This window comes from Chelonobacter oris, from assembly GCF_000772535.1.
In the GTDB taxonomy this organism is placed as follows: domain Bacteria; phylum Pseudomonadota; class Gammaproteobacteria; order Enterobacterales; family Pasteurellaceae; genus Chelonobacter; species Chelonobacter oris.
This window is the reverse complement of sequence record NZ_JSUM01000014.1, coordinates 153,351-179,280: the sequence shown is the minus strand read 5'-3', so window position 1 is coordinate 179,280 and position 25,930 is coordinate 153,351. Positions and strand designations below refer to the sequence as shown.

The 25,930-nt window shown below is 48.5% G+C and carries 25 protein-coding genes and 1 tRNA gene; 20 read left to right on the top strand and 6 right to left on the bottom strand.

Annotated elements, in window-relative coordinates; translation table 11 throughout:
* Positions 1–171 precede the first annotated feature (171 nt).
* Both tyrS and sfsA read right to left on the bottom strand, forming a co-directional pair.
* Complete coding sequence (gene tyrS, locus OA57_RS09540) at positions 172–1,359, bottom strand: tyrosine--tRNA ligase (protein ID WP_034617170.1); 1,188 nt, start codon at positions 1,357–1,359, stop codon at positions 172–174.
* 276 nt (positions 1,360–1,635) lie between these two features.
* Positions 1,636–2,355 (bottom strand): DNA/RNA nuclease SfsA, encoded by a 720-nt coding sequence (gene sfsA, locus OA57_RS09535; RefSeq protein WP_034616888.1) that lies wholly within the window; start codon positions 2,353–2,355, stop codon positions 1,636–1,638.
* Positions 2,356–2,604: 249 nt separating this feature from the next.
* Here sfsA and pntA point away from each other — a divergent pair, with 249 nt between their 5' ends.
* The 12 genes from pntA (at position 2,605) to ptsG (ending at position 13,761) form a co-directional block, all read left to right on the top strand.
* On the top strand, positions 2,605–4,137 hold the full coding sequence (gene pntA / locus OA57_RS09530) for a Re/Si-specific NAD(P)(+) transhydrogenase subunit alpha (protein ID WP_034616885.1): 1,533 nt from the start codon (positions 2,605–2,607) through the stop codon (positions 4,135–4,137).
* Positions 4,138–4,147: 10 nt separating this feature from the next.
* Positions 4,148–5,521: a Re/Si-specific NAD(P)(+) transhydrogenase subunit beta gene (gene pntB, locus OA57_RS09525; RefSeq protein ID WP_034616882.1), complete on the top strand. Its 1,374-nt coding sequence runs from the start codon at positions 4,148–4,150 to the stop codon at positions 5,519–5,521.
* A gap of 77 nt (positions 5,522–5,598) precedes the next feature.
* Entirely contained in the window at positions 5,599–6,234 is a 636-nt protein-coding gene (coaE, locus tag OA57_RS09520) for a dephospho-CoA kinase (RefSeq protein ID WP_034616880.1), read from the top strand.
* Positions 6,209–6,436, top strand: a complete 228-nt coding sequence (gene yacG / locus OA57_RS09515; RefSeq protein WP_034616877.1) for a DNA gyrase inhibitor YacG — start codon at positions 6,209–6,211, stop codon at positions 6,434–6,436. The genes coaE and yacG overlap by 26 nt, the downstream gene beginning before the upstream one ends.
* 12 nt (positions 6,437–6,448) lie before the next feature.
* Positions 6,449–6,715: a GNAT family N-acetyltransferase gene (locus OA57_RS09510; RefSeq protein ID WP_034616874.1), complete on the top strand. Its 267-nt coding sequence runs from the start codon at positions 6,449–6,451 to the stop codon at positions 6,713–6,715.
* A 252-nt stretch (positions 6,716–6,967) separates the two neighbouring features.
* Positions 6,968–7,294: a ribosome-associated translation inhibitor RaiA gene (gene raiA, locus OA57_RS09505; protein ID WP_034616871.1), complete on the top strand. Its 327-nt coding sequence runs from the start codon at positions 6,968–6,970 to the stop codon at positions 7,292–7,294.
* A 127-nt stretch (positions 7,295–7,421) separates the two neighbouring features.
* The gene (locus OA57_RS09500) at positions 7,422–8,582 is read left to right on the top strand and encodes a chorismate mutase (RefSeq protein WP_034616868.1); all 1,161 of its coding nucleotides are present in this window, start codon (positions 7,422–7,424) and stop codon (positions 8,580–8,582) included.
* A gap of 186 nt (positions 8,583–8,768) precedes the next feature.
* The gene (locus OA57_RS09495) at positions 8,769–9,911 is read left to right on the top strand and encodes a 5-methyltetrahydropteroyltriglutamate--homocysteine S-methyltransferase (RefSeq protein WP_034616865.1); all 1,143 of its coding nucleotides are present in this window, start codon (positions 8,769–8,771) and stop codon (positions 9,909–9,911) included.
* Positions 9,911–10,258: an ArsC family reductase gene (locus OA57_RS09490; protein WP_034616863.1), complete on the top strand. Its 348-nt coding sequence runs from the start codon at positions 9,911–9,913 to the stop codon at positions 10,256–10,258. The genes OA57_RS09495 and OA57_RS09490 overlap by 1 nt, the downstream gene beginning before the upstream one ends.
* A 21-nt stretch (positions 10,259–10,279) precedes the next feature.
* Positions 10,280–11,410 carry a succinyl-diaminopimelate desuccinylase gene (dapE, locus tag OA57_RS09485; protein WP_034616860.1) on the top strand — a complete coding sequence of 377 codons (1,131 nt, stop codon included), beginning with the start codon at positions 10,280–10,282 and terminating at the stop codon, positions 11,408–11,410.
* Positions 11,411–11,416: 6 nt separating this feature from the next.
* Positions 11,417–12,103: a M15 family metallopeptidase gene (locus OA57_RS09480; RefSeq protein WP_034616858.1), complete on the top strand. Its 687-nt coding sequence runs from the start codon at positions 11,417–11,419 to the stop codon at positions 12,101–12,103.
* A 218-nt stretch (positions 12,104–12,321) separates the two neighbouring features.
* Positions 12,322–13,761, top strand: a complete 1,440-nt coding sequence (gene ptsG / locus OA57_RS09475; RefSeq protein ID WP_034616855.1) for a PTS glucose transporter subunit IIBC — start codon at positions 12,322–12,324, stop codon at positions 13,759–13,761.
* A gap of 85 nt (positions 13,762–13,846) precedes the next feature.
* On the opposite strand, the gene parC is transcribed toward ptsG, so the two are convergent.
* Both parC and parE read right to left on the bottom strand, forming a co-directional pair.
* The gene (parC, locus tag OA57_RS09470; protein WP_034616852.1) at positions 13,847–16,087 is read right to left on the bottom strand and encodes a DNA topoisomerase IV subunit A; all 2,241 of its coding nucleotides are present in this window, start codon (positions 16,085–16,087) and stop codon (positions 13,847–13,849) included.
* Positions 16,088–16,114: 27 nt separating this feature from the next.
* Positions 16,115–18,052, bottom strand: a complete 1,938-nt coding sequence (parE, locus tag OA57_RS09465; protein WP_034616849.1) for a DNA topoisomerase IV subunit B — start codon at positions 18,050–18,052, stop codon at positions 16,115–16,117.
* Positions 18,053–18,308: 256 nt separating this feature from the next.
* Between parE and OA57_RS09455 the strand changes: the two genes are divergently transcribed.
* The 3 genes from OA57_RS09455 (at position 18,309) to OA57_RS09445 (ending at position 21,314) form a co-directional block, all read left to right on the top strand.
* A complete protein-coding gene (locus tag OA57_RS09455) occupies positions 18,309–18,971 on the top strand; it encodes a hypothetical protein (protein WP_034616842.1) in 663 nt (220 codons plus the stop codon).
* A gap of 94 nt (positions 18,972–19,065) precedes the next feature.
* Positions 19,066–19,710 carry a YchE family NAAT transporter gene (locus tag OA57_RS09450; RefSeq protein WP_034616839.1) on the top strand — a complete coding sequence of 215 codons (645 nt, stop codon included), beginning with the start codon at positions 19,066–19,068 and terminating at the stop codon, positions 19,708–19,710.
* On the top strand, positions 19,710–21,314 hold the full coding sequence (locus tag OA57_RS09445; RefSeq protein WP_052122460.1) for a peptide ABC transporter substrate-binding protein: 1,605 nt from the start codon (positions 19,710–19,712) through the stop codon (positions 21,312–21,314). The genes OA57_RS09450 and OA57_RS09445 overlap by 1 nt, the downstream gene beginning before the upstream one ends.
* A 48-nt stretch (positions 21,315–21,362) precedes the next feature.
* Here the strand turns inward: OA57_RS09445 and ribA are convergent, their stop codons facing one another.
* Positions 21,363–22,028, bottom strand: coding sequence for a GTP cyclohydrolase II (ribA, locus tag OA57_RS09440; RefSeq protein WP_034616836.1), 666 nt, complete (start codon positions 22,026–22,028; stop codon positions 21,363–21,365).
* A gap of 256 nt (positions 22,029–22,284) precedes the next feature.
* Between ribA and nagK the strand changes: the two genes are divergently transcribed.
* A complete protein-coding gene (nagK, locus tag OA57_RS09435) occupies positions 22,285–23,202 on the top strand; it encodes an N-acetylglucosamine kinase (RefSeq protein WP_034616834.1) in 918 nt (305 codons plus the stop codon).
* A gap of 65 nt (positions 23,203–23,267) precedes the next feature.
* On the opposite strand, the gene OA57_RS09430 is transcribed toward nagK, so the two are convergent.
* Positions 23,268–23,852, bottom strand: coding sequence for a DUF1439 domain-containing protein (locus OA57_RS09430; RefSeq protein WP_034616831.1), 585 nt, complete (start codon positions 23,850–23,852; stop codon positions 23,268–23,270).
* A gap of 106 nt (positions 23,853–23,958) precedes the next feature.
* On the opposite strand from OA57_RS09430, the gene OA57_RS12435 reads away from it, so the two are divergent.
* The 4 genes from OA57_RS12435 to OA57_RS09415 all read left to right on the top strand — a co-directional run bounded on the left by OA57_RS12435 (position 23,959) and on the right by OA57_RS09415 (position 25,744).
* Positions 23,959–24,657, top strand: coding sequence for a hypothetical protein (locus OA57_RS12435; RefSeq protein ID WP_034616828.1), 699 nt, complete (start codon positions 23,959–23,961; stop codon positions 24,655–24,657).
* A 57-nt stretch (positions 24,658–24,714) separates the two neighbouring features.
* Entirely contained in the window at positions 24,715–25,425 is a 711-nt protein-coding gene (locus tag OA57_RS09420; RefSeq protein WP_034616825.1) for a phosphotransferase, read from the top strand.
* 4 nt (positions 25,426–25,429) lie between these two features.
* The gene (locus OA57_RS12905; protein ID WP_268746708.1) at positions 25,430–25,564 is read left to right on the top strand and encodes a hypothetical protein; all 135 of its coding nucleotides are present in this window, start codon (positions 25,430–25,432) and stop codon (positions 25,562–25,564) included.
* Positions 25,565–25,667: 103 nt separating this feature from the next.
* A tRNA-Met gene (locus tag OA57_RS09415) sits at positions 25,668–25,744 on the top strand.
* Positions 25,745–25,930: the final 186 nt, after the last annotated feature.

Sequence of the window (25,930 nt, the reverse complement as noted above, 5' to 3'; positions counted from 1 at the left end):
AACTCCTTAGTCTTGGGAATAAATCGTGTTCAGCATAACAAAAAAAACAGTAAATGCCTATTTTTTAGCGGGGACGAGCGGGTTAAAACGGGGAAATTTTATGCTCAAACGGCGCCGAAAACAGGCGGCAACAGACAAGAGTGCGGTCTATTGCCGTCGGAAAGTAAAACGTTATTTGACGGTTACTCGGGCAAATTTGCGTTTGCCGACTTGGTAAACCGCACTTGAAGCAGTGATAACCAATTTAGCGTCTTCGACTTTTTCGCCGTTAATTTTCACCCCGCCTTGTTGTACCATGCGGTTGGCTTCCGAAGTGGAGGCGACCAAACCGGCGTCTTTCAATAAATTCGCCAAGCCGATTTCGCCCGAAAATTCAAATTCAGGCATGTTGTCCGGCATCGCACCTTTTTGGAAGCGGTTGATGAACGTTTGCTCGGCAGCATCAGCATCGGCTTCGCTGTGGAAACGGGCGATAATCTCTTTTGCCAGCAGTACTTTTACATCACGCGGATTACGACCGTTTTGTACGTCGGTTTTTAAGTCGGTAATTTCGCTTAACGGACGGAAAGATAGCAGGTCATACCAACGCCACATTAAGTCATCGGAAATCGACATCACTTTGCCGAACATGTCGTCCGGGGCTTCACTGATGCCGATATAGTTGCCCAGTGATTTAGACATTTTTTTCTCGCCGTCCAATCCTTCCAATAACGGCAGGGTCATGGCGACTTGAGGTTTTTGTCCGGTAGATTTTTGCAATTCACGTCCGACCAATAAATTAAATTTTTGGTCTGTTCCGCCCAATTCTACATCGGCTTCCAATGCAACGGAATCGTACCCTTGCAACAGCGGATAGATAAATTCATGAATAGCAATCGGTTGATTGCCGGCAAACCGTTTTTTAAAATCGTCACGTTCCAACATTCGCGCCACGGTGTAATTGGAAGCGAGGCGAATCATGCCTTCCGTGCCCAATTTACCCAACCAGTCGGAGTTAAATACGATTTTAGTTTTTTGTGGATCTAAAATTTTGAAAATTTGCTGTTTATAGGTTTCCGCATTCGCCAGCACGTCTTCACGAGTCAGTGGCGGGCGAGTGCTGTTTTTGCCGGACGGATCGCCGACCATGCCGGTGAAATCACCGATCAGAAAATAAACTTCATGCCCTAATTGTTGAAATTGGCGTAATTTGTTTAAAACGACAGTGTGCCCCAAGTGAATGTCCGGCGCCGTCGGATCTGCGCCCAGTTTCACTTTTAGCGGGCGGTTCTCTTTCAGTTTTTCAATCAAATCGGCTTCGGAAAGCACTTCTTCAACGCCGCGTTTCAGTTCGGCGAGGGTGGTGTTTAGGTCTGTCATAATTTTCTCGGCTATGGTTATTTTGAATAAAACAATAAGCGAATTATTATAAGCATAAAAAATCAAATAGAAAGCGCTTATCGGGGATATTTTAATCAAGCCGTCTTTAATCGGTGAATAGCGCGATGTCGGCACTGTGCCGAATTTCAGGCAAAAAAAAGCCTCTTGTGGGGAGAGGCATGAAATGTTGGAGTGATTATCTAGATTTATTCGAGTTATCTAGTGTTATTAATGATAATTGTTATCATTAATATTGGGAAGTGAAATTACATTTCTTTACTTATCGATGAGCGGAATTCGGTGTGTCAGCTCAAGTGCGCTGGGAACACCCTGTTCTTTATGGAAAACACAAGCATAACTCAGCACTTGCACTCCGCATTGTTGCGCTTGTCGTAGTAAATCGGCATATGTCGGATCAATTTGTCCGGCAACGCGGAAAGCCTGAATGCCGCTGTGTAGCGCAGCGAAAAAAATCACAGCGTGTTTGCCTTGCCGTTTTATTTGCATTAATTCGCGCAAATGCTTTTGACCGCGCTCGGTTTTGGCATCGGGAAACATGCCGACCGCACTTTCCATCAACGTAGTGGATTTCACTTCGACATAGCAGTCCGCAAGTGCGGTTTGTTGCAGCAGAAAATCAATCCGGCTGTTTTCCGCGCCGTATTTGACTTCCGGCAAAATCGTTTGGTAGTCGGCTAATTCGGCTATTCGCTGCTGCTGCAACGCTTCTTGTACTACTTGATTCGCCCGAATCGTATTCACACACACTAAATCGCCGTTCGGTTTTTCGGTCAGCTCCCAAGAATGCGGATATTTACGTTTTAGATTATCGGAAGTGGAATACCAAACCGTATCGCCAGCCTCGCCGCAGCCGGTCATTGCGCCGGTGTTAGCACAATGAATGGTGATAATTTCGCCGTTCGGTAGTTCAATATCGGATAAAAAACGTTTGTAGCGGCGGAGCAAAACAGCGGATTGTAACAGAGGTAATTGCATAAGATGTTATTGATGCGTGGTTGGAATGATTTTAATAGCATATTTAATATCAAACCGACAGATTTTTTGCAAAAATTTTCCCCATTTCGTAACAATAAGTGATAAAGTTAAACCGATTTGATTTTTGTTGTTGGTATTATCGCCGACACAGGAATTTCAGCAAAGATTGGAGTCAGTCTGCGCTTTTTGGGTTGAATACCGTCGGTATTCAAGCTGTTGTTAACCAGCCAATTAAGGAAGTAAACGATTATGCGAATTGGTGTACCTAGAGAACTGCTCGACAATGAAAGTCGGGTAGCGGCAACACCGAAAACCGTACAGCAGATTTTAAAGCTAGGGTTTGAGGTTGTCGTGGAACGTGATGCCGGTTTTAAAGCCAGTTTTGAAGATGCCGCCTTTACCGAAGCCGGAGCAACGGTTAGCACGGCAAATGAGGTTTGGAATTCTGACATTATTTTTAAAGTCAATGCGCCGACTGAGGCGGAGATTGCCCAAATTAAAGAGGGCGCAACTTTAGTCAGCTTTATTTGGCCTGCTCAAAATCCGGATTTAGTCAAAAAATTATCCGAGAAAAAAATCAATGTATTGGGTATGGAATCCGTTCCGCGTATTTCTCGCGCACAATCGCTTGATGCGTTAAGTTCAATGGCGAACATTGCCGGTTATCGTGCGGTGGTTGAAGCCGCCCATGAGTTCGGCAGTTTCTTCACCGGACAAATTACCGCAGCCGGCAAAGTACCGCCGGCAAAAGTGTTGGTGATCGGCGCCGGTGTGGCGGGGTTGGCGGCAATCGGTGCGGCAAACAGCTTGGGTGCGATCGTGCGAGCTTTCGACTCCCGTCCCGAAGTGAAAGAACAAGTGCAAAGTATGGGCGCTTCGTTCTTAGAAATTGATTTTAAAGAAGAAGGCGGCAGCGGCGACGGTTATGCCAAAGTCATGTCCGATGAATTTAACCGTCGTGCATTGGCATTGTATGCCGAGCAAGCGAAAGAGGTTGATATTATCATCACGACCGCACTTATCCCCGGCAAACCGGCTCCGCGCTTGATCACCAAAGAGATGGTCGAAAGCATGAAACCGGGCAGCGTGATTGTCGATTTGGCGGCGGCAACCGGCGGCAACTGTGAGTTGACCAAAGCCGGCGAAGTCGTGGTAACCGATAATCAGGTCAAAATTATCGGTTATACCGATTTGCCGAGTCGATTGCCGACCCAGTCTTCACAGCTTTACGGCACTAACTTGGTCAATTTACTGAAACTGTTGTGTAAAGAAAAAGACGGTAACATCAATATTGATTTCGATGACGTGATTTTGCGCGGCGTGACCATCATTCGTGACGGTGAAGTCACTTGGCCGGCACCGCCGATTCAAGTGTCGGCACAACCACAACAAAAAGCGCCGGCGGCACCGGCGGCGAAAAAAGAAGAAAAACCGGTCAATCCTGCGGTGAAATACGGCATTATGGCGGCGGTAGCGGTGGTCTTCTTATGGATTGCTTCGGTGGCGCCGGCGGCATTTTTGTCACACTTCACCGTATTCGTACTGGCTTGCGTGGTCGGTTACTATGTGGTGTGGAATGTCAGCCATGCGCTGCATACGCCGTTGATGGCGGTAACCAATGCGATTTCGGGGATTATTATCGTCGGCGCCCTACTGCAAATCGGGCATGGAAACGGCGTGGTAACATTCCTGTCTTTTATCGCGATTTTGGTGGCGAGCATCAATATTTTCGGTGGTTTTAAAGTAACCCAACGTATGTTGGCGATGTTTAGAAAAGGTTAAGGAGAAAAGAATGTCAGCAGGTTTTGTACAAGCCGCTTATATTGTAGCTGCGCTACTGTTTATTATGAGTTTGGCGGGCCTTTCTAAACATGAAACGGCAAAAGCAGGTTGTTGGTACGGGATCGTCGGGATGGCGATTGCGTTGGTGGCAACTATTTTCGGCCCGGAAACACATGGTCACTGGTGGATTATCATTGCCATGGTGATCGGTGCGGTGTTGGGGATTCAACGTGCGCTGAAAGTCGAAATGACCGAAATGCCTGAATTGGTGGCGATTCTACACAGCTTCGTCGGTTTGGCGGCGGTGTTAGTCGGTTTCAACAGCTATTTCGCACCGCACGGCATCACCGATTCCGTGATGCAGAATATTCACGATGTCGAAGTCTTTTTAGGTATCTTTATCGGAGCGGTAACGTTCACCGGTTCTATCGTGGCATTCGGCAAATTGCGCGGGATCATTAATTCCAAAGCGTTGGCATTGCCGCATCGTCATAAGCTGAATTTGGCGGCAGTAGTGGTTTCGGTATTGCTGATGATCACCTTTGTCGGTGATGCAAGTTTGTTCCCGTTAATTTTAATGACCATTATTGCCTTGGCATTCGGCTGGCATTTGGTGGCGTCAATCGGCGGTGCGGATATGCCGGTGGTGGTCTCTATGCTGAACTCCTATTCGGGCTGGGCGGCAGCGGCGGCGGGTTTCATGTTGAACAACGACTTGTTAATCGTAACCGGTGCGTTGGTCGGCTCTTCCGGTGCGATTCTGTCCTATATCATGTGTAAAGCGATGAACCGCTCTTTCATCAGCGTGATTGCCGGTGGTTTTGGTAATGACGTACAAGCGAGTTCCGATGAAGAGCAAGGCGAACACCGTGAAACCAATGCTGAAGAGGTGGCGGAAATGCTGAAAAATGCCGGCTCGGTGATCATCACCCCGGGATACGGCATGGCGGTGGCGCAGGCGCAATATCCGGTCGCAGAAATTACGCAAAAATTGCGGGAAAAAGGCGTTAATGTCCGTTTCGGGATTCACCCTGTTGCAGGGCGTTTGCCGGGGCATATGAACGTGCTGTTGGCGGAAGCCAAAGTGCCTTACGATATTGTGTTGGAAATGGATGAAATCAACGAAGATTTCCCGGAAACCGATGTGGTATTGGTCATCGGCGCTAACGACACCGTCAATCCGGCGGCATTGGACGATCCAAACAGTCCGATTGCCGGTATGCCGGTGTTGGAAGTGTGGAAAGCACAAAACGTCATCGTATTCAAACGCTCGATGGCGGTCGGTTACGCAGGCGTGCAAAATCCACTGTTCTTCAAAGACAACACCCAAATGTTGTTCGGCGATGCCAAAGAGCGTGTGGACGATATTTTGAAAGCATTGTAATAGCATAAATAACGGTGATAAAACAAAATCGGGCGGATTATATATCCGCCCTTTTGCAAGGTGGAAAAAGTTAAAAAATGACCTATATCGTGGGCTTAACCGGCGGCATCGGTAGCGGAAAAAGTACTATTGCGGCGATGTTTGCCGAGCGGGGCGTGCCGATTATTGATGCGGATATTGTCGCCAGAGAAGTGGTGGCGAAAGGTTCGCCGCTGTTAGCAAAAATTGTCGATTATTTCGGACGACAGGTTTTGACGGCGAGCGGTGAACTGGATCGCACCGCATTACGCCGGTTGGTGTTCGGCGACAAAAGCAAAACCGAGTGGCTGAATCAATTGTTGCACCCGGCAATTCGCGAACGAATGTTGCAGCAACTACAACAACAAACCGCACTTTATGTGCTGTGGGTTGTACCATTGCTGATTGAAAATAACCTCACCGAATATTGCCATCGGGTTTTGGTGGTGGATGTGAGCGAATCAACCCAGCTGCAAAGAGCGGTTCGGCGTGATAAAAACAATGAGCAACAGATTAAAAAAATCATGCTGGCGCAAGCCGGCCGTGAACAGCGGTTGGCAAAAGCCGATGATGTGATCAATAATGACCGCACTTTAGATGAGGCGGAAGCCGATTTACGGCGACAAGTGGAAAAATTGCACCAATGTTATTCGGCAGCAGGAAAACAACATGAAAAAGAATGTAAAAAACAATGAAATCACCAACGTTCCTTGTCCGATTTGCCATAAATCGGTCGAATGGAGCGAAAACAGCCCGTACCGCCCGTTTTGCAGCAAACGTTGCCAACTGATCGATTTAGGCGAATGGGCGAACGAAGAAAAAAGTATTCCGTCGGATACGGCGGATTTTGCCATTGACAGCGCTGTCGGCGGCGGGGAAGATTGGGTAAAGCATTAAAGGAGCGGCGCAATGCAAATTCAACATCAACATAATTCAGAACAGGGTGCATTTTTTATCGAACAAAACGGCTCACGTATCGCCGAATTGACATACCGCACTTTAGGCGATAACCGGCTTGATGCCCATCACACCTTTGTTGATTCACGTCTGCGCGGTCAAGGAATAGCCGATGAACTGTATCGGGCGTTTATCGCATTTGTTGATCAAAAAGGCTATCAAGTACGGCCGAGTTGTAGCTATATCGAAAGCAAAATGCGGCGTGAAAAAAGAATTTAAGGATAAAAAAATGGCGGCGTTACGGGCTGAGACAGAATGGCAATCCCGATTATCATAACAACTTTCATTCAAAATAAAAGGGAAATTCCTCCATTTTTCGTCCGATGCCTATTTTTTATTAAATTGTGTTATAGATCAAAGAAAAGAGCTTGAAATCTCTCAGCAGTAGGACTATGTTGTAACTAAAGCTAAACGGATTTTTCTTGAGTGCCGGCACTCGGCAACCTACCTAAAATAAAGAGGTAAAATACTATGACAGTAAAAATTACAAGCAAACAAATGGAAATTACCCCTGCAATTCGCGCTCATGTTGAAGAACGTGTCGCCAAACTGGAAAAATGGCAAACCCAACTGATTAATCCGCACTTTATTTTGAACAAAACACCTCAAGGTTTTGCCGCTGAAGCGTCAATCGGCACACCGATCGGCGATTTATTTGCCAGTGCCGAAGGCGAAGATATGTACAAAACTATTAACGATCTGGAAGAAAAGCTGGAGCGTCAACTGAATAAATTACAGCATAAAGGCGAAGCACGGCGTGCGAACGAGCGCTTAAAAGATTCTTTTGTCGACGAATAACCGCTATCTAAGCCGATTTTCAACCCGACGAGATGTCGGGTTTTTTTCGGCTTTTCAATGACGAAACTTGTGAAAAATCGGTTTACTACATAGAATAACGAAAAAGAAACGAGGAAGCGAAAACGTTATGCCGAAAGATTTGAACGAGATCCGCCAACAAATTACCCAACTGGATCGCAGCCTGCTGAAATTGTTATCCGAACGTCATCGTTTGGCATACGATGTGGTGCGCAGCAAGGAAGAAAGCAAAAAACCGTTGCGTGATGTCGGGCGTGAACAACAGTTATTGCAGGAGCTGATTCATTTTGCCGAGGCGCAAAACTATCAGCTTGAGCCGCAATATATCACCCAAATTTTTCAAAAAGTCATTGAAGATTCGGTACTGACCCAACAAGCCTATCTCCAGAACAAACTGAACGAACAGCGTGAAAACAGCATCAGCATTGCTTTTCTCGGCGTGCGCGGTTCCTATTCCAATCTGGCGGCACGTCAGTATGCCGAACGCTATAAAAAACAATTGGTTGAATTGAGCTGCGACAGTTTCCAGCAAATTTTCGCTAAAGTGGAAAACGGCGAAGCGGATTACGGCATTTTGCCGTTGGAAAATACTACCTCCGGCGCCATTAATGATGTTTACGACTTGTTGCAGCACACCGAATTGTCGATTGTCGGTGAGCTGACTTATCCGATTCGGCATTGTGTGTTGGTCGCCGGAGAAACCGCACTTGAGCAAATCGACACCCTATACAGCCACCCGCAGGTGATTACTCAATGCAGCCAATTTATTCAGCGGCTGGAAAAGGTACATATTCATTATTGCGAAAGCAGCTCACATGCCATGCAATTGGTTTCACAGCTCAATAAACCGAATATGGCGGCTTTGGGCAATGCCGACGGCGGCAAGTTATACGGTTTGCGCGTGCTGAAAACCGACATCGCCAATCAGGCGAACAATATCACCCGCTTTATCGTCATTGCCGGAAAAGCGATTGTCGTTTCAGCGCAACTCCAAACCAAAACCCTACTGTTAATGAGTACGGAGCAGAAAGCCGGGGCTTTAGTGGACGCGTTGTTGGTGTTTAAAAACCACCATATTCAAATGAGTAAACTGGAGTCCCGCCCGATTTACGGCCGCCCGTGGGAAGAGATGTTCTATCTGGAAATCGAAGCCAATATCCACGATCCGCGAACCCAAACCGCACTTGACGAATTAAAACAAGTCAGCACCTATCTCAAGGTGCTCGGCTGCTATCCGAGTGAAATCGTACAGCCGGTCGCTCCGGTTTAATATAGAAAATCAAGCAAAGTGCGGTCGTTATTTTTTCAACCGCAGCTTGATCAGGATTTACGCTTGAACGCCTTGTTCATTTGAATAAGGCGTTTTTATATAAACAAACCTGCAAAATACGCCTGAATTTGTTATTATTTTGCGATATTTTTTTAGGTTTAATCAGAAAACAGACAGGAAGAGATGATGAGCAAACTTTTTGAACATGCTGTGCAGCGTAGCAAAGCGCCTTTTCGTTATGACATTGTCGGCAGCTTTTTACGCCCGGAAAATTTAAAACAAGCCCGTGCGCAGTGCAGTTGCGGTGATATCAGCCATGCGGAACTGAGTATTATTGAAGATGCGGAAATCGCTAAATTGGTTGAACGGCAAAAAGCGGTCGGTTTGCACGCAGTCACCGACGGCGAATTTCGTCGCACGTTCTGGCACATGGATTTTCTGGCAGCGTTGGACGGTGTGCAGGAGGTCGAAGCGGAAAAATTTTCCGTACAGTTTAAAGACAAAGACGTGCGTCCGAAAACATTGAAAATTGTCGATAAAGTGGATTTTTCCGCACATCCGTTTCTACAGCATTATCAGGCGTTGCAACGGATTGCCGGTGATTTTCCGGTGAAATATACCATTCCGTCTCCGAGTATGCTGCACCTGATTTGCTGTGTGCGAGCCACCGATTATCAGCCGATTGCCCGTTATCAAGACAATAATCAACAATTATTGGCGGATATTTCCGCCGCTTATAAAAAGGTGATTCGGGCGTTTTATGCGTTGGGTTGCCGTAATTTGCAGCTGGACGATACTAGTTGGGGCGAGTTTTGTTCGACGGAAAAACGTGCCGCTTATGCCGAGCGCGGTTTCGATGTTGATCAAATCGGACGGGATTATGTGAAAATGATCAATGATGCGATTGCCGATCGCCCTGAAGATATGGCGATTACCATGCACATTTGTCGCGGCAACTTCCGCTCGACTTGGTTTTCGTCCGGCGGTTATGAACCGGTGGCGGAGATTTTATTCGGGCATTGCAATGTGGACGGTTTCTTTTTGGAATACGATAACGATCGTTCCGGCGATTTCAAACCGTTGCGTTTTATCAAAGATCAGCAGGTTATTCTCGGTCTGGTGACCTCAAAGAGCGGTGAGCTGGAAGACAAAGCCACGATTATCGAACGAATCAAAGAAGCGGCGCAGTATGTCGACATCAATCAGCTGGGATTAAGCCCGCAATGCGGCTTTGCCTCTACTGAAGAGGGCAATATTCTGAGCGAACAACAGCAATGGGATAAGCTGAATTTTATTCGTGAAGTCAGCGAAGAGGTGTGGGGGCAATAATGGTTACGGTTTACGGCATCAAAAACTGCGATACGGTGAAAAAAGCCCTGCAATGGCTGGCGGACAACGACGTGCAGGCCAACTTGCACGATTACCGCGTAGACGGCATTGATCAGGCTTATCTGCAACGGGTAGAACAGCTGTTCGGTTGGCAGGAACTGGTGAACAAACGCAGCACCACGTGGCGCAATCTGGACGATGCTATTAAGCAAAATCTGGATCAACAGACCGCACTTGAAGTCTTGCTGGCGCAGCCGACCTTGATTAAGCGTCCGATTGTATTGGGCGGCAGTAAACCGTTAATCGGCTTTAATGCCAAAATATATGGCGATGTTTTCGGTCATTAAAATCATTAAAAGAGCGGTCGCATGAAAGAACATATTATTGCCTTAGCGCAGGAGTTAATCCGCCGTCCCTCTATCAGCCCGCAGGATTTGGGCTGCCAGCGGCTGATCGCCGAACGGCTGGAAAAGTGCGGTTTCCAACTTGAATGGTTGCCGTTTAACGACACGTTGAATTTATGGGCGAGACGCGGCACGGAAAGTCCGTGCATCGCTTTTGCCGGACATACCGATGTAGTGCCGGTCGGCGAAGAAAAACACTGGCAATATCCGCCGTTTGCGGCTGAAATTGTTGGCGATATGCTGTACGGGCGCGGTGCGGCGGATATGAAAGGATCGTTGGCGGCAATGGTGATTGCGGCGGAACACTATGTGCAAGCCAACCCGAATCACCGCGGCAGTATCGCTTTTTTGATCACGTCGGACGAAGAAGCGGCGGCAAAAGACGGCACGGTGCGAGTGGTGGAAACCTTAACTGCACGTGGTGAAAAAGTGGATTTCTGTATGGTCGGCGAGCCGTCAAGTGCGGTTCGATTGGGCGATATGATCAAAAACGGGCGACGGGGTTCGATTACGGCGAATCTGTATATTGAAGGTACTCAGGGGCATGTCGCCTATCCGCACTTGGCGGATAATCCGGTGCATAATGCTCTGCCGATGCTGGACGAGCTGGTGCGATACCAATGGGATCGCGGCAATGACTTTTTCCCGCCCACCAGTTTGCAAATTGCCAATATTCAGGCCGGAACCGGCAGTAACAACGTGATTCCGGGGGAGTTGTATGTACAGTTTAATTTGCGTTTTTCCACCGAAGTCAGCGAACAGTCGATCAAACAAACCGTGGCGGCGTTATTAGAGAAACATCAATGCCGATACCGAATTGAATGGAATCTCTCCGGGCTGCCGTTTGTTACGCCGCAAGGTGAATTTATTCAAGCGGTGAAAAGTGCGGTCGAACAACATCTGGCGATTACGCCGCAACTGGATACCGGCGGCGGCACGTCGGACGGGCGTTTTATTGCGCAAATGGGCACCGAAGTGGTCGAACTGGGGCCGTTGAACGCCACCATTCATAAAGTGGACGAATGTGTCGGTTGCGATGCCTTATACCGCTTGGGACTGGTGCATCGCCAATTATTGCAAAACGTGTTGGGATAAAGCCGAATGGAGAAGAGTAAACTCAGTGAACCGATGTTGACCGGCAAAAGTGAGGCGCATTTGTTGCCGTTGCCTTCTCCGTATGCCGCCCATCATAAATTACAAGCCGATACCTTAAATGCCTTTACCGCACTTCGGCAAAGTGCGGTCGGCGCCGGGTTCGATTTGCAGCCTGCCAGTAGTTTTCGTGACTTTTCACGTCAGCAACAGATCTGGAATGCCAAATTTCGTTGTCAACGTAAAGTGCATGACGATCATGGCAATCCGCTCGATTTGAGCGGTCTTGACGATTGGCAAAAATGCGCGGCGATTTTACGTTGGTCGGCATTGCCGGGCGCCAGTCGTCACCATTGGGGCACGGAAATCGATATTTATGATCCCACGCGTTTACCGCAGGGACACTCTTTACAACTGGAACCGTGGGAGTATGAAGCGCAGGGCTATTTTTATGATCTGTCGCAGTGGTTGGTTGAAAACATAACGCAATTTGATTTCACCTTGCCATTTCAAGCCGCATCAACAGCCGGTGTCGGGCGTGAACCGTGGCATCTCAGCTACCAACCGGCGGCGGAGCAGTTTCGGGCGCAGTTTAATGCCGACATTTTACTGCGCAGTTGGCAGAATGAAGACATCGCCGGTAAATCGGTACTTCAAGTCAATATTGAAAAGATCTTCAACCGTTTTATCGCATAACTCGGTTTTCGCTTGCCGATTTATTTTTTTTATTTAAAAAAATGTGATCTAGCTTTTATTTTAGCGTTTTAGTTATCAAAAGTGGTTGGTACTTTGCGGCTGAATCGTTTATAGTTCGCACCACTTACGCTGTAGTTGTTATCTGTCGGGCGTAGTGCGGGGACGACCGGTAATTAAACCCGTCTCTCATCAAAAGAAGAAATCTATCAGGAGTTATCATGTCAAGTAATCTGTTTGCCGCTGCTCAAAAGATCGGTAAATCGTTAATGTTGCCTGTGTCGGTATTGCCGATTGCAGGGATTTTATTAGGGATCGGTGCGGCGCATTTCAGCTGGATGCCGGAGGTGGTTTCCAATTTGTTGGAACAGGCCGGTGGTTCGGTTTTCGGCCAAATGGCACTGCTGTTCGCTATCGGGGTGGCTCTGGGCTTCACCAACAATGACGGTGTGGCCGCAATGGCTTCCGTGGTCGGCTACGGTATCATGGTGGCGACGTTAAAAGTCATGGCGCCGATAGTCGGTGTCGAGAATATTGAAACCGGGGTCTTGGGCGGTATTCTGGTCGGTGCGGTCGCCGCATGGGCGTTTAACCGTTTCTACCGTATTCAGCTCCCGGCCTATTTGGGCTTTTTCGCCGGAAAACGTTTTGTACCGATTGTTACCGGATCGTTAGCTATCGTACTAGGCGTGGTGTTGTCTTTGGTTTGGCCGCCGATCGGCAGCTTAATCGATAGCTTCTCCCACTGGGCGGCAGAGCAAAATCCGGCATTGGCATTCGGCATTTACGGCGTGGTTGAGCGCAGCTTAATCCCGTTCGGCCTGCATCATATCTGGAACGTACCGTTTTTCTTTCAAGCCGGAACTTGTGTTGATGCCAGTGGTGTGACACAACACGGTGTGGTAACCTGCTTCCTGTCTGCAACCGAAGCATCGCGTACTGCCGAAATGGGGTATTTCGGGCAATTGGCAGGCGGTTATATGTTCAAAATGTTCGGTTTGCCGGCTGCGGCAATTGCGATTTGGCGTGCGGCAAAACCGGAAAATCGTGCCCGTGTCGGCGGGATCATGATTTCAGCGGCATTGACCTCATTCCTGACCGGAATCACCGAGCCGTTAGAGTTCTCTTTCATGTTCGTGGCGCCGATTCTGTATGTTATCCACGCCTTGCTGGCAGGTTCCGCTTATGTGGTAACCAATACGCTGGGTATGGTGCATGGTATGACCTTTTCACACGGCTTCATTGATTTCACGGTATTGTCCGCCAATTCACAAAAGCTATGGTTGTTCCCGGTTGTCGGTGCAATCTATGCTGCGATTTACTTCACCGTCTTTACCGTGGTGATCAAAGCGTTGAATCTGAAAACCCCGGGACGTGAAGACGAGAGTGAAAATACCGCCGTTGCAGGCGCTTCATCCGGCGATGAGATGGCGGCGAATCTGGTTGCGGCGTTTGGCGGCAAAGAAAATATCAAAGGTTTGGATGCCTGTATCACCCGTCTGCGTATCGGTGTAAACGATGTTGGTAAAGTCGATCAAGCCCGTTTGAAAGAGTTGGGTGCGGCCGGTGTCGTCGTGGTCGGCAGTGGTATTCAGGCGATTTTCGGTACTAAATCGGAAAATCTGAAAACCGACATGGATCATTGGATTCAGAAGAATTAACCGTTAGTTCTACTGAAATTGTTAAAAAACCTTGTATCATTTGATACAAGGTTTTTTTCGTGTTCGAAAGTGCGGTTAATCCGCATTACACCACTTCAATCTCAACCCCGCTGTGCAAACCACGAGGCAGTTGCCCGCCGCGTCTGCCGCGTTCGCCCCTGAATTTTTCCAGATCTTCCGGTTTTAAGGTGATTTTGCGGCGTCCGGCGTGGAAAATCAGGCTGTTTTCCGCGTTGATCAGCAGGATTCGGCTCAGCAATTCCTCACGTGCTTTGGCATTGGCGGACGGAATAGCGATAATCTTATTGCCTTTCCCTTTCGACAGGCTCGGTAGCTCGGCAACCGGAAAAATCAGCATTTTGCCGATAGAGGAAATAGCGACCAGTAACATGTTGTCGTCGAATACCGCTTGCGGCGGCAAGACTTTGGCATTTTCGGTCAGGCTGATGAGCGCTTTACCCGCTTTGTTGCGCGATACCAAATCCTCAAATTTACACACGAAGCCATAGCCGGAATCCGATGCCATCAGATAGGCTTGTTCTTCTTTGTCCATCACCAATTGCTCAATCACAGCACCGTTCGGCAGGCTGAGTTTGCCGGTCAGCGGCTCGCCCTGTGAGCGGGCGGACGGCAAGGTGAGCGGATCAAGCGCATAGCTGCGTCCGCTGCTGTCGATAAATACCGCAGCCTGATTACTTTTGCCGTAGGCGTGTTGCAGGTATTTATCACCGCTTTTGTAATTCAAACCTTGCGCATCGATATCGTGTCCCTTGGCGCAGCGCACCCAGCCCATTTCCGATAGGATTACCGTAACCGGTTCTGCCGGCAGCATCTCGCTTTCGGAAATCGCTTTGGCTTCGGCACGTTCGACAATCGGTGAGCGGCGTGGGCTGGTGTAAGTTTTGGCGTCCTGTTGAATTTCTTTTTTAATCAATGTATTCAGGCGGCGTTCCGAACCTAAAATTAGCTGTAATTGATCACGTTCTTGCGCCAACTCGTCTTGTTCCGCTTGAATTTTGACCTCTTCCAGTTTTGCCAAATGGCGCAATTTCAAATCCAGAATCGCATCGGCCTGAGTCTGGCTTAGATTGAAACGCTGCATCAATACCGCTCTTGGTTCGTCTTCGTTGCGGATAATCTCGATTACTTCGTCAATATTGAGATAAGCGATCATTAAACCGTCCAAAATATGCAGACGTGCCAACACCTTATTCAGCCGATATTGCAGGCGGCGGGTAACGGTGGTGCGGCGGAAGGTCAGCCATTCGGTTAAAATTTGGTGCAGGTTTTTTACCGCCGGTTTTTGATCCAGCCCGATCATATTCATATTGACGCGGTAGCTTTTTTCCAGATCGGTGGTGGCGAACAGATGATCCATCAACGGTTCGGCATCAACTCGGTTCGAGCGTGGGACAATCACGATACGGGTCGGATTTTCATGATCGGATTCATCACGCAGATCGTCCACCATCGGCAGTTTTTTATTGCGCATTTGCGCTGCAATCTGTTCGATCACTTTTGAACCGGAGGTTTGGTGCGGAAGTGCGGTCACGATAATTTCACCGTCTTCTTTTTTCCAGATCGCCCGCATTTTGATGGAGCCTCGTCCGGTTTGATAAATCTTGGCAATATCGTCTTTCGGCGTGATAATTTCCGCTTCAGTCGGGAAATCGGGACCTTGCACGATTTCCAGCAGCTGATCTAGCGTGGTATTCGGATTATCCAACAATAACACGGCGGCATCGGCGACTTCATTGATGTTGTGCGGCGGAATGTCTGTTGCCATGCCGACGGCAATGCCTGTTGTGCCGTTGAGTAAGATATGCGGCAGGCGAGCCGGCAGGTATTGCGGCTCTTCTAATGTACCGTCAAAGTTCGGTTGATAATCGACCGTGCCTTGCCCCAATTCGGACAGCAGCATTTCGGCAATTTTCGACAGCCGTGATTCGGTGTAACGCATTGCGGCAAAGGATTTCGGATCGTCCGCCGCCCCCCAGTTGCCTTGACCGTCAACCAGCGGATAACGGTAGGAAAACGGCTGTGCCATCAACACCATTGCTTCATAGCAAGCGCTGTCGCCGTGCGGGTGGAATTTCCCCAATACATCGCCGACGGTACGGGCGGATTTTTTATATTTGGCGGAAGCATTCAGCCCCAGTTCCGACATGGCGTAAATAATTCGCCGCTGCACCGGTTTCAGGCCGTCACCGATAAACGGCAGGGCGCGATCCATGATGACGTACATAGAATAGTTTAGATAGGCTTTTTCGGTAAAATGCCGCAGCGGCATTTGCTCGACGCCTTCGTAGTTAATCTCTTCACTCATGACTTTTTTATCCTTTATTCATCACACTCAGACGGTGAGATCGGCCTGATTGCCGTTATTTTGTAGCCAGCTTTTGCGATCTTCCGAACGTTTTTTCGCCAACAGCATATCCATTAATTCCAGCGTTTCATTTATGCCGTTGACCGCACTTTGCGCCTGATTTTTGTTTTGCTCGTCCGGTAGTTCGTAAGTCAGTTGCACCAGGCGGCGAGTGTTCGGATCCATGGTGGTTTCGCGCAATTGCAGCGGATTCATTTCGCCCAAGCCTTTAAAGCGCTGCACGTTAGGTTTGCCGCGTTTGCCTTTCAGGCGGTCGAGAACGCCGTCTTTTTCGCCTTCGTCCAGTGCATAAAACACCTCTTTGCCTAAATCAATGCGGTAAAGCGGCGGCATGGCGACATACACATGCCCTTGGCGTACCAGTTTCGGGAAATGGCGCAGGAACAGCGCGCATAACAAGGTGGCGATATGCAGGCCGTCCGAGTCGGCATCGGCCAGAATACAGATTTTACCGTAGCGCAGCTGAGACAGATCGTCGCTGTCGGGATCGATTCCCAGCGCAACGGCAATATCGTGGATCTCTTGTGAGCCGAGTACTTGATCGGAAGAGACTTCCCACGTATTTAGAATTTTGCCGCGCAACGGCAGAATTGCCTGAAATTCGCGATCGCGCGCTTGTTTGGCGGAGCCGCCGGCAGAATCCCCTTCAACCAAAAACAATTCAGTCTTGTTCAAATCCTGACTGCTGCAATCCGCCAGTTTGCCGGGCAGGGCGGGGCCGCTGACCAGTTTCTTGCGCACTACTTTTTTGGCGGCACGCAGGCGGCGTTGTGCCGAATTAATGGCCATTTCCGCCAGTAATTCGGCTTGTTGCACGTTTTGATTCAACCATAAACTGAACGCATCTTTGACCGTTCCGGCGACAAAAACCGCACTTTGGCGGGAGGATAACCGCTCTTTGGTTTGTCCGGCGAATTGGGGATCCTGCATCTTGAGTGACAGCACATAAGCGCAGCGTTCCCAAATGTCATCGGCAGTCAGTTTGACGCCGCGCGGTAATAAATTGCGGAACTCGCAAAATTCACGCATGGCATCGAGCAGTCCTTGGCGCAGGCCGTTGACGTGTGTGCCGCCTTGCGGTGTGGGGATCAGATTGACATAGCTTTCGCCCAATAATTCACCGCCGTCCGGCAGCCACATCAATGCCCACGTCACGGTTTCGGTTTCAGCATTGAATTGACCGACAAACGGGGTGTCGGGAATGGTGTCGAAGCCTTGTACGCTTTCTTGCAAATAATCGGACAAACCGTCCTGATAGCACCAAGTTTGTTGCGTGCCGTTGATTTTATCAAGAAACGAAATTTCCAGTTTCGGGCAGAGAACGGCTTTGGCGCGCAATAAATGGCTCAAGCGTTGTACAGAAAATTTGGCGGAGTCAAAATATTTCGGGTTTGGCCAAAAACGCACCGTGGTGCCGGTGTTGCGCCGTCCGCAGCTGCCGATTACCTGTAAATCTTCAATTTTTTTACCGTTGGCAAACACGATTTTGTAGATTTCGCCGTTGCGCTTGACGGTGACTTCCACTCGATCGGACAACGCATTGACCACGGAAATGCCAACCCCGTGCAAACCGCCGGAAAACTGGTAGTTCTTATTGGAAAATTTGCCGCCGGCGTGCAGTTTGGTGAGAATCAGCTCGACACCGGAGATTTTTTCGATCGGGTGAATATCCACCGGCATACCGCGTCCGTTATCAATCACTTCCAATGATTGATCGTCATGTAATATGACATCGATCTTGCTCGCATGGCCGGCGAGGGCTTCATCGACGCTGTTGTCAATCACTTCCTGTCCCAGATGATTGGGACGGGTGGTGTCGGTGTACATGCCCGGACGCAGTTGCACCGGCTCCAGATCTTTCAGAACGGTAATATCGTCAGCTTGGTAATTCGAGGTAGTCGCCATATCAACTTCTATTATCTCAGTTCAAGGTTAAAAAATAGAGCTAATTCTACCAAACCTGCGGGGGATCAGGTAATTTTAATTGCGGCTGTCGGCAAGAAATCGGTTTTAATTGCGAACGGGCTGAAAAAAGTCTTTCGGCATTCGGGGGTTTGCTTATAGAATGGTGCGAACTTAAGGTGATGGTTGCGTTGCGTGAATTTTTTGCTATCAACAAACCTGAATAAAATTCGAATAAATAATAGTGGTCTAAGAAAAAATGCATTGGATTAAAATTCTGTTGGCTGTAACAGTATCTCTGTTCGTCACCGCCTGCCAGACCGGCGGGATAACAAAATGGAATAATGCGACAACTGCTCATCCGGTTGTACGGGTGGGCGGCAATACCGAAAAGGTGATTAAAATTTCATATGTGCTTAGTGCGGCTAACGGCAATCGGGTTGAACAGGAGAACTTGGCTCGTTTGCAGAGCGCCAGACAACGGCTCAATCAGATTGATGCCGAGAGTATTGCTGTCGAGCAGCAGTCACCGATCGCGTTGGACGATGTGGATAGTGTGAATCCCAATGCCTATCTGTACATTGACGACTATAACGTGCGTTTGGGAAAAGTGCGGATCGGATTGGGAAAATTCCGCCATCTGCGCATTGCGACGTTAGGTTCCAGCGATCAAAACAACATCTATTCCAATTTGAATATTTATAACTGTCGGCAAAGCGAATATGTGACGGCGATCGTATATACCTATACTGCAGGCACCGGCGAAACGCAGGTTTTTGCCCCCGACATCGCCTGGCAACAGCCGGCACGCGGTACGGCGCAACGCTGGTTGTTAAATGCCGTGTGTTCGGCTACGTTAATCAAAGAAGACGATCATTCGCTTGCTATCGGTTACAGCGTTCTGCTGAATCAATTAGGTTGATTTTAAGTGATCGGTTTTTCGCTTGATATGGCATAATAGCCACACCAGTGTGCGCTATTGAAAAAAGCGCTATTGAAAAAAGGACAAACGTACTGTGCCGGATTTTAATTATTCGATTTATATTCAGTTTTTTATCGGTTTAGTGGCCGTGGTGAATCCTTTCGGCGTATTGCCGATTTTTGTCGGCATGACCTCCAATCAATACGAAGCGCAACGCAATAAAACCAATTTGCAGATGTGTATTGCGGTTGCGGTGATTCTGCTGACCAGCCTGTATTTGGGGCAAATCATTCTCAATCTGTTTAACATTTCTCTAAATGCTTTCCGCATTGCCGGCGGTATTCTGATCGTGTCGATCGCAATGAGCATGATCAGCGGTAAACTGGGCGAACAGAAACAAAATAAAGAAGAAAAAAGTACCGATTTGTCCGATTACGGCAATATTGCCGTTGTGCCGCTTGCGATGCCGATTATGGCCGGGCCCGGCACGATCAGCTCGACCATCGTTTGGGCGTCCCGTTATCCTACCTGGCTTGATTTTATCGGATTTACCGTGGCGATTTTAGTGTTTGCGCTACTGTGCTATTTTCTGTTCCGGTCGGCGCCGTTTGTGGTAAAAACACTCGGCACCACCGGCAGTAACGTGGTGACCCGTATTATGGGCGTGATTTTAATGGCATTGGGAATTGAGGTTGCCGCCGCCGGAATCGGCAATCTGTTTCCGGGGTTGGTACATTGATGATGGCGCAGCTTACCCCGTTAAAACGGTTGTGGCGCTATTCGGCGCTGTTACTGCTGCTGTTCCTGAGCGGTTGTGATTGGTGGGCATCGCTTTCCGGGCGTAAAACAGAGGAGACAACGCCGCAAACCCAGCCGAAAAGTGATGAAAACCGCCAACTGTTAAAACGCGGGTTGATTGGCGCTTCTTTTAATCTGCAGCCGCAACATTTGCATGATGAACGGCAGTTACCGCTGTTGCAGGATTTGTACGAAGGCTTAGTGCGCATCGATAAGCACGGCATTGTGCAAGGCGGCGCAGCGGAATCTTGGCAGCAGCAGGATAATAAAATTTGGACATTTCATTTGCGAGCGGGCTTAAGTTGGTCGAACGGCGAACCGTTAACGGCACAGGATTTCGTGCAAAGCTGGTATGCCTTGGCAGTGCAGGGGAATCAAAATCCGCTGAGCGAATATTTGCGCTTTATGGCGTTGGAAAATGTGGACGAGGTGTTGGATAAGCGTGTCGGTGTTGAAATGCTCGGCATTAAAGCGCTGGATGATAAAACCTTACAGCTGAGTTTATCGCAGGCGGTTCCTTATCTGCCGCAGATGTTGAGCCATATTGCACTCTCGCCGCTTTATCAGGGCGAAGATAACGGCACGGCAGTAACGAACGGCGCTTATCGTCTCCTTTACGGCAATGAGCAATCGTTGCTATTGGAAAAAAATCCGTTCTATTGGCATGCCGACGGCGTTTCGTTTCGCCATGTCAGCTATCTTGCGTTGGCGGAAAATGCTGAATCGGATCCGAGTTTGCCGGACGGACTTGATCTTGTGCCGCTTCCATTCGAGGCTACCGCACTTACGGCGGATTCGGCGGATATGCAGCTGCTGTCGTTACCGTCATTATGCAATTATTATTATGAATTTAATTTTCGCCATCCGCAATTAAAGCAAAGTGCGGTACGCAAAGCGATTGCCGGTATGATTTCGTTGCCGGAAATTGTCGCCGATATGCCGCAGGTGCGTGCCAATGCCAAATTTTTACCGCGTCAAATGCAGGGGCAGGAAAGTGAAGAAGGCTGGACGCCGATTATTGTTGAACGGCTGCTGGCACAAGCCGGTATCAACAGCCAAAACCCATTGCGTTTACGCTTAAGTTACGAACAGCAGGGCGTGCATCCGCAAATCGCCGAAAAGATTATTCGAATGTTGTCACAATCGGATTTGATTCACATTCAAGGAGAAGCCTTAAGCCGTCAGCAGTTGTTGGAAAAACGGGCGGCAGGTGATTTTGACTTGATTCGTGCCGGCTGGTGCGCCGATTACCACGACCCGTCGGCATTTTTGAATATTCTGCATAGCCAAAGCCGCAATAATAAAACGGGATTCTCCGACGCTCGATTGGACGAAGGGCTACAGCAAAGCCTTGGCGATATGACCGAACCGAAGCGGCAACAGCGCTATGCTGAAATAGAGAAAATGGCGAATGACGAGCAGGTGGTCTTGCCGCTGTTCCAATACTATAACCGTTATCTGATTAAACGTGATTTGGCTGGTTATGCGCAAGGCAACAGCGGAATTTATAGTCAGGATTTGTACCGTAGGGTCGCTCAACCCTGAGACCGCACCTCTCATCGTCAAAGCCTAAAGTGCGGTCGGCAGCTTGGATTATTTCGATTTGAGTTGTTCTTGCTGGCAGGAGCAGCAAACGCCGTGCTGATGGTTGTCATGCTGTTCGTCATGTACGATAAAATGTCCCATTTTTTCAGCTTTGGTCGTCAGATAGGCGGTATTGTAACGGTTTTCGCCGACATTCAGCGGCACACGTTCCACCACATTGATACCGGCATTCCGCATGGTGTCGATTTTATTCGGATTATTGGTCAGCAACCGCACTTTATGAATGCCCAATAAATCGAAAATATCGGCACAGACGGCAAAGTTACGTTCATCGGCGGCAAAGCCGAGCGCTTCGTTCGCTTCAATCGTATCCATGCCTTGATCTTGCAGCGCATAGGCGCGAATTTTGTTGATTAAACCGATGCCGCGTCCTTCTTCACGGTGATAAATCAAAACACCGCGCCCTTCGTGACTGATTTGGGTCAGCGCCGTTTCCAGTTGAAAACCGCAATCGCATTTCAGACTATGCAGCGCATCACCGGTCAAGCATTCGGAATGGATTCTGGCGAGTACAGGCTCTTCACTGTTGCTGATGTCGCCCATCACGAGAGCAACGTGTTCTTTACGGCTGTCGGCAAATTCGAAGCCTACCATTCGGAAAATCCCGAATTTAGTGGGGAGTTTGGCTTCTGCGACTAATTGAATTTTGGACATGAATTTTTCCTCAAGCATGAGATGATTGGTTAATCTGTCGGGAATCTGTTTTAACGGCGCTCAGTATAACCCCTTTCAGCGGCATTGATTATCTCTTTTTTTAATCTTGCACCGATAACCATTGTTGATTAAGACGATAAAACCAAACGCAAAGCAAATGCCGCAACCCGTTATCTTTTTTGCAGAAAGTGCGGTTAGTCAAAGAAAAATGTGAAAATTTTCGGTAGAATCGGCAAAAACAACGAAGGAGCTTACCATGTACTATTACGGTTTGGATATCGGCGGTACGAAAATCGAACTGGCGGTTTTTAATCAAAAATTGGAAAAATTGCATTCCGAGCGGGTAAACACCCCGAAAGAGGATTATCACGAGTGGATTGAAGCCGTTGCCGGGCTGGTTGAACGTGCCGACAGCCGCTTTGACTGCAAGGGAACGGTGGGGATCGGCATTCCCGGTTTTGTGAATCGTGAAACCGGTCTGGCGGAAATCACCAACATTCGTGCCGCAGACAACCGCCCGATCATTTTTGATTTGAGCAAGCGACTGGCACGTGAAGTGCGCGCCGAAAACGATGCCAACTGTTTTGCTATTTCCGAAGCGTGGGCGGAAGAAAATCAGCAATATCCGTTCGTATTAGGGTTGATTTTGGGTACGGGATTCGGCGGCGGGCTGGTTTTTAACGGAAAGGCGCATTCGGGGCATGTCGGCATGGCGGGGGAATTGGGGCATATCCAACTGAACTATCATGCGTTAAAACTGCTTGGTTGGGATAATGCGCCGATTTATGAATGCGGTTGCGGCAATCGAGCCTGCTTGGATACTTACTTGTCAGGACGTGGTTTCGAGATGTTGTATCGTGATCTGGAAGGGGAAGCGTTACCGGCAAAAGTGATCATTGAACGGTTTTATGCCGGCGATCAAACTGCGCTGAAATTTGTGCAGATGTTTGTAGAACTGACGGCAATCAGTATCGGCAATATCATCACCGCACTTGATCCGGACATGATTGTACTCGGCGGCGGCCTGTCTAATTTCGATTATTTATATCAAGCGTTGCCGAAAGCATTGCCGGCACATTTGATGCGAAGTGCGGTTGTGCCGGTGATTAAAAAAGCCAAATACGGTGATTCCGGCGGCGTACGCGGTGCGGCGGCGCTGTTCTTAAGCCGTTAGACCGCACTTCGGTTCGGGGTCGAAAATAAGCCGCCGTTTCCGTGCCGCGGCGGCAGCCGGAATATTTAAAGAATATCGGGTGCGGTTTCCAACACAATTTTGCCCTCACGGACGGTGAGTTTCTTCACCATGTTTTTCATTAAATGCTGTGTCGGATCGGCGCTGTTCAAGGTATAAACCGGAAAGCGGTTTAACAGGGATTGCACCGTGCCGTTCAGCATCGGCATAATCAGTTGCAGCTGATCGGCATATTGCTGCGGCTCCGACGACCAGCGCAGCATACGCAGGTTTTTCAGATAGACCGCACCTTGCTCGGCATCGTATTCCGGTTCGACATCCAACACCAGATTGATCCGACTGTCGAATTCAGCGCCGTTATAGCTGAAACCGGCGCTGACAATGCCGTCCAGCTCGATTTTATTACTGCTATTCTTTCCCACTTTGGCCTGCATTTGATCCACTTGATAACGGATATTCAGGATGCCGGGCAGATTGAATTGATCATTAAAGCCCAGTTTTTTCGTGAGGTATTGATTAATTTGCCCTTCGCTGATTTCAAAATTGCCCGCTTGAGCTTGTCGCGGAAAGGCGGAAAACAACACGAGCGCAAGTAGGACAAACCCTGTTTTGATAAAACGCATTGCCAGCATAAAAGTCTCCTCGACGGTTTAAATTCACAGAAAAAAAAGATAGAATAAAGCCGTTTTACACGACAAACCCTATTAACCACTTGGTTTTGACCCAGTAAGGAATGATATGAAACACTCTATCACAAAAGCAGCGTTATTATCGACAGTATTGGCCTTGACTGCGTGTAGCAGTTTGACCGGCGAAAGCGGAACAAGTTCAACTTCTTCGGCGGCGGACACGGCACTGACCCGTTCGTTTGCTCAATTGGAGCAGGCGGCCGCCACGCAAAACCGTTTTCAATACCGCTTGAACGATGATGTTTATCAGGCTTATCTCAGCGGCGGCAGTGTGAATTATATCAGCCGACAAACCAAAGACGGCAGCAGTAAAGTTTTCTATAAAGGCGGGAAATTGTATGGCGTGCAAGATGCGGACGGAAGTTATGAATTCGATGCGGCGGGAAAATTGGTTACCGTATTGGACGGCAACGGTAAAGCGGTGACGCTTTCTGCGCAAGAATTGGCGAAAAAACAACAAGAGCTGACCGCACTTGGCAAAAAATTATCGGCTATGTTGGGTACCAATGCCGCTGATCGCGGTGTCGGCGCAGTCAGAACCGGCGGTGATGCCAAACTGAATTATCTGTGTATCGCCAAGATTCAGCAAGTGGCTTCGACCAAACGGGTTTTCCGTAGTTCCGCGAATAAAGCCAACAGCAGCAGCCGATTGACTGCGGATGTCCGTTTAAACGGTAATCAATATTATAATATGGATTGTCAGCTGGAAGGCGAACGTGTTGCCGGCTTGACGCTGACACAAAAATAGTTTTATCGGGAGTATCAAAAGAGCGGTTTAATACCGTTCTTTTGGTTTTTAAGCGTTATGAATCTGACAGAAACCATCAGTCGGGTATTGGATAAGAATCGCAATGTGCGGGTTGTCTCGTTTGAGTTCGACAATCAAAAATACTGGCTCAAACAAACGGAGCATCTGAGCGGATTTATGTGCTTGTTGAAAGCCAATCCGAAACAGGCATTGCGGCACGAAACGGAAGCGTTACAGCATTTGAATAAACTCGACGCTCCCTGTGCGGAACTGGTGGCGATAGGCGAAGGCTATCTAGTGTTGAAAGATGTCGGCACGACGGTCAATCAATGGTTGGAGAACCCAACGGTTTGCGAGGCGAAAAAAGCCAACATTCTCAATGATTGCGCCCGTGCGCTGGCGGAATTGCACCGCCTGAATTTGGTGCACGGTAGACCGGCAACACGCGATATGGGGTGGGCGAACGGAAATGTTCGTTTTATCGATTTTGAGTCGAAGTTGAAAATTAGGCGTTTACAGCGGAATAAAATTCGTGATTTATTGATTTTTATTCATGACCTCTACCGCCAAGGCAACTTGCCGCAAGACATGATCGAAAGTGCGGTGGCAACTTATCGCCGACATGACGGTGAGCAGGTTTGGCAGCAGGCGGTTGCACTCGTCAAGGAATGGCGGATATTCTATCGCTTGTTCAGACCGTTTTATCCGATTGCCGGTAAAGATTTGCTGGCAAGTTTAAAATTATTTGCATATTTGCTGGAGGAATAGCCGAATGAAATGGGTAATGATCGTTTTTCTGGCACTGGCTGTTGCTGGGTGCAGCAACAGCGGTGTCAACGGCAACGTTGGCGGTGGCAGTCTCGGCGTCGGTGGTTCTTTCGGGATTTCCGGCGGGATCGGGTTCTGATAAAACCGCACTTTTGCCCGAAAAGCATTTTAAATTCCGCTTTCTTCGGTTGAAAACTTGCTATTTGCCTTTGAACTCATTACAATACGCCCATATTTTCGGACGCGGGGTGGAGCAGCTTGGTAGCTCGTCGGGCTCATAACCCGAAGGTCGTTGGTTCAAATCCAGCCCCCGCAACCAATTAATTTTATCGTTTGATAAAATTAATGTTAAGCCAAAATGCAACGGGTGCTTTGTTTTAGCTGTTTTAAAACAAAAAGATGAGCTTCCGGTTCTAGCCTATAAAGCCCCGATACGGGGTTTTTTTGTGCGTTTATTTTGACTGTTCGGCCTGTGCCGGGCAATTTTAAAGCGGGCTGTCAGCCC

Excerpts from the sequence above, each read along its gene's own strand:
- tyrS (WP_034617170.1), bottom strand. The coding sequence starts at position 1,359 with ATGACAGACCTAAACACCACCCTCGCCGAACTGAAACGCGGCGTTGAA.
- sfsA (WP_034616888.1), bottom strand. The coding sequence starts at position 2,355 with ATGCAATTACCTCTGTTACAATCCGCTGTTTTGCTCCGCCGCTACAAA.
- pntA (WP_034616885.1), top strand. The coding sequence starts at position 2,605 with ATGCGAATTGGTGTACCTAGAGAACTGCTCGACAATGAAAGTCGGGTA.
- pntB (WP_034616882.1), top strand. The coding sequence starts at position 4,148 with ATGTCAGCAGGTTTTGTACAAGCCGCTTATATTGTAGCTGCGCTACTG.
- coaE (WP_034616880.1), top strand. The coding sequence starts at position 5,599 with ATGACCTATATCGTGGGCTTAACCGGCGGCATCGGTAGCGGAAAAAGT.
- yacG (WP_034616877.1), top strand. The coding sequence starts at position 6,209 with ATGAAAAAGAATGTAAAAAACAATGAAATCACCAACGTTCCTTGTCCG.
- OA57_RS09510 (WP_034616874.1), top strand. The coding sequence starts at position 6,449 with ATGCAAATTCAACATCAACATAATTCAGAACAGGGTGCATTTTTTATC.
- raiA (WP_034616871.1), top strand. The coding sequence starts at position 6,968 with ATGACAGTAAAAATTACAAGCAAACAAATGGAAATTACCCCTGCAATT.
- OA57_RS09500 (WP_034616868.1), top strand. The coding sequence starts at position 7,422 with ATGCCGAAAGATTTGAACGAGATCCGCCAACAAATTACCCAACTGGAT.
- OA57_RS09495 (WP_034616865.1), top strand. The coding sequence starts at position 8,769 with ATGAGCAAACTTTTTGAACATGCTGTGCAGCGTAGCAAAGCGCCTTTT.
- OA57_RS09490 (WP_034616863.1), top strand. The coding sequence starts at position 9,911 with ATGGTTACGGTTTACGGCATCAAAAACTGCGATACGGTGAAAAAAGCC.
- dapE (WP_034616860.1), top strand. The coding sequence starts at position 10,280 with ATGAAAGAACATATTATTGCCTTAGCGCAGGAGTTAATCCGCCGTCCC.
- OA57_RS09480 (WP_034616858.1), top strand. The coding sequence starts at position 11,417 with ATGGAGAAGAGTAAACTCAGTGAACCGATGTTGACCGGCAAAAGTGAG.
- ptsG (WP_034616855.1), top strand. The coding sequence starts at position 12,322 with ATGTCAAGTAATCTGTTTGCCGCTGCTCAAAAGATCGGTAAATCGTTA.
- parC (WP_034616852.1), bottom strand. The coding sequence starts at position 16,087 with ATGAGTGAAGAGATTAACTACGAAGGCGTCGAGCAAATGCCGCTGCGG.
- parE (WP_034616849.1), bottom strand. The coding sequence starts at position 18,052 with ATGGCGACTACCTCGAATTACCAAGCTGACGATATTACCGTTCTGAAA.
- OA57_RS09455 (WP_034616842.1), top strand. The coding sequence starts at position 18,309 with ATGCATTGGATTAAAATTCTGTTGGCTGTAACAGTATCTCTGTTCGTC.
- OA57_RS09445 (WP_052122460.1), top strand. The coding sequence starts at position 19,710 with ATGATGGCGCAGCTTACCCCGTTAAAACGGTTGTGGCGCTATTCGGCG.
- ribA (WP_034616836.1), bottom strand. The coding sequence starts at position 22,028 with ATGTCCAAAATTCAATTAGTCGCAGAAGCCAAACTCCCCACTAAATTC.
- nagK (WP_034616834.1), top strand. The coding sequence starts at position 22,285 with ATGTACTATTACGGTTTGGATATCGGCGGTACGAAAATCGAACTGGCG.
- OA57_RS09430 (WP_034616831.1), bottom strand. The coding sequence starts at position 23,852 with ATGCTGGCAATGCGTTTTATCAAAACAGGGTTTGTCCTACTTGCGCTC.
- OA57_RS12435 (WP_034616828.1), top strand. The coding sequence starts at position 23,959 with ATGAAACACTCTATCACAAAAGCAGCGTTATTATCGACAGTATTGGCC.
- OA57_RS09420 (WP_034616825.1), top strand. The coding sequence starts at position 24,715 with ATGAATCTGACAGAAACCATCAGTCGGGTATTGGATAAGAATCGCAAT.
- OA57_RS12905 (WP_268746708.1), top strand. The coding sequence starts at position 25,430 with ATGAAATGGGTAATGATCGTTTTTCTGGCACTGGCTGTTGCTGGGTGC.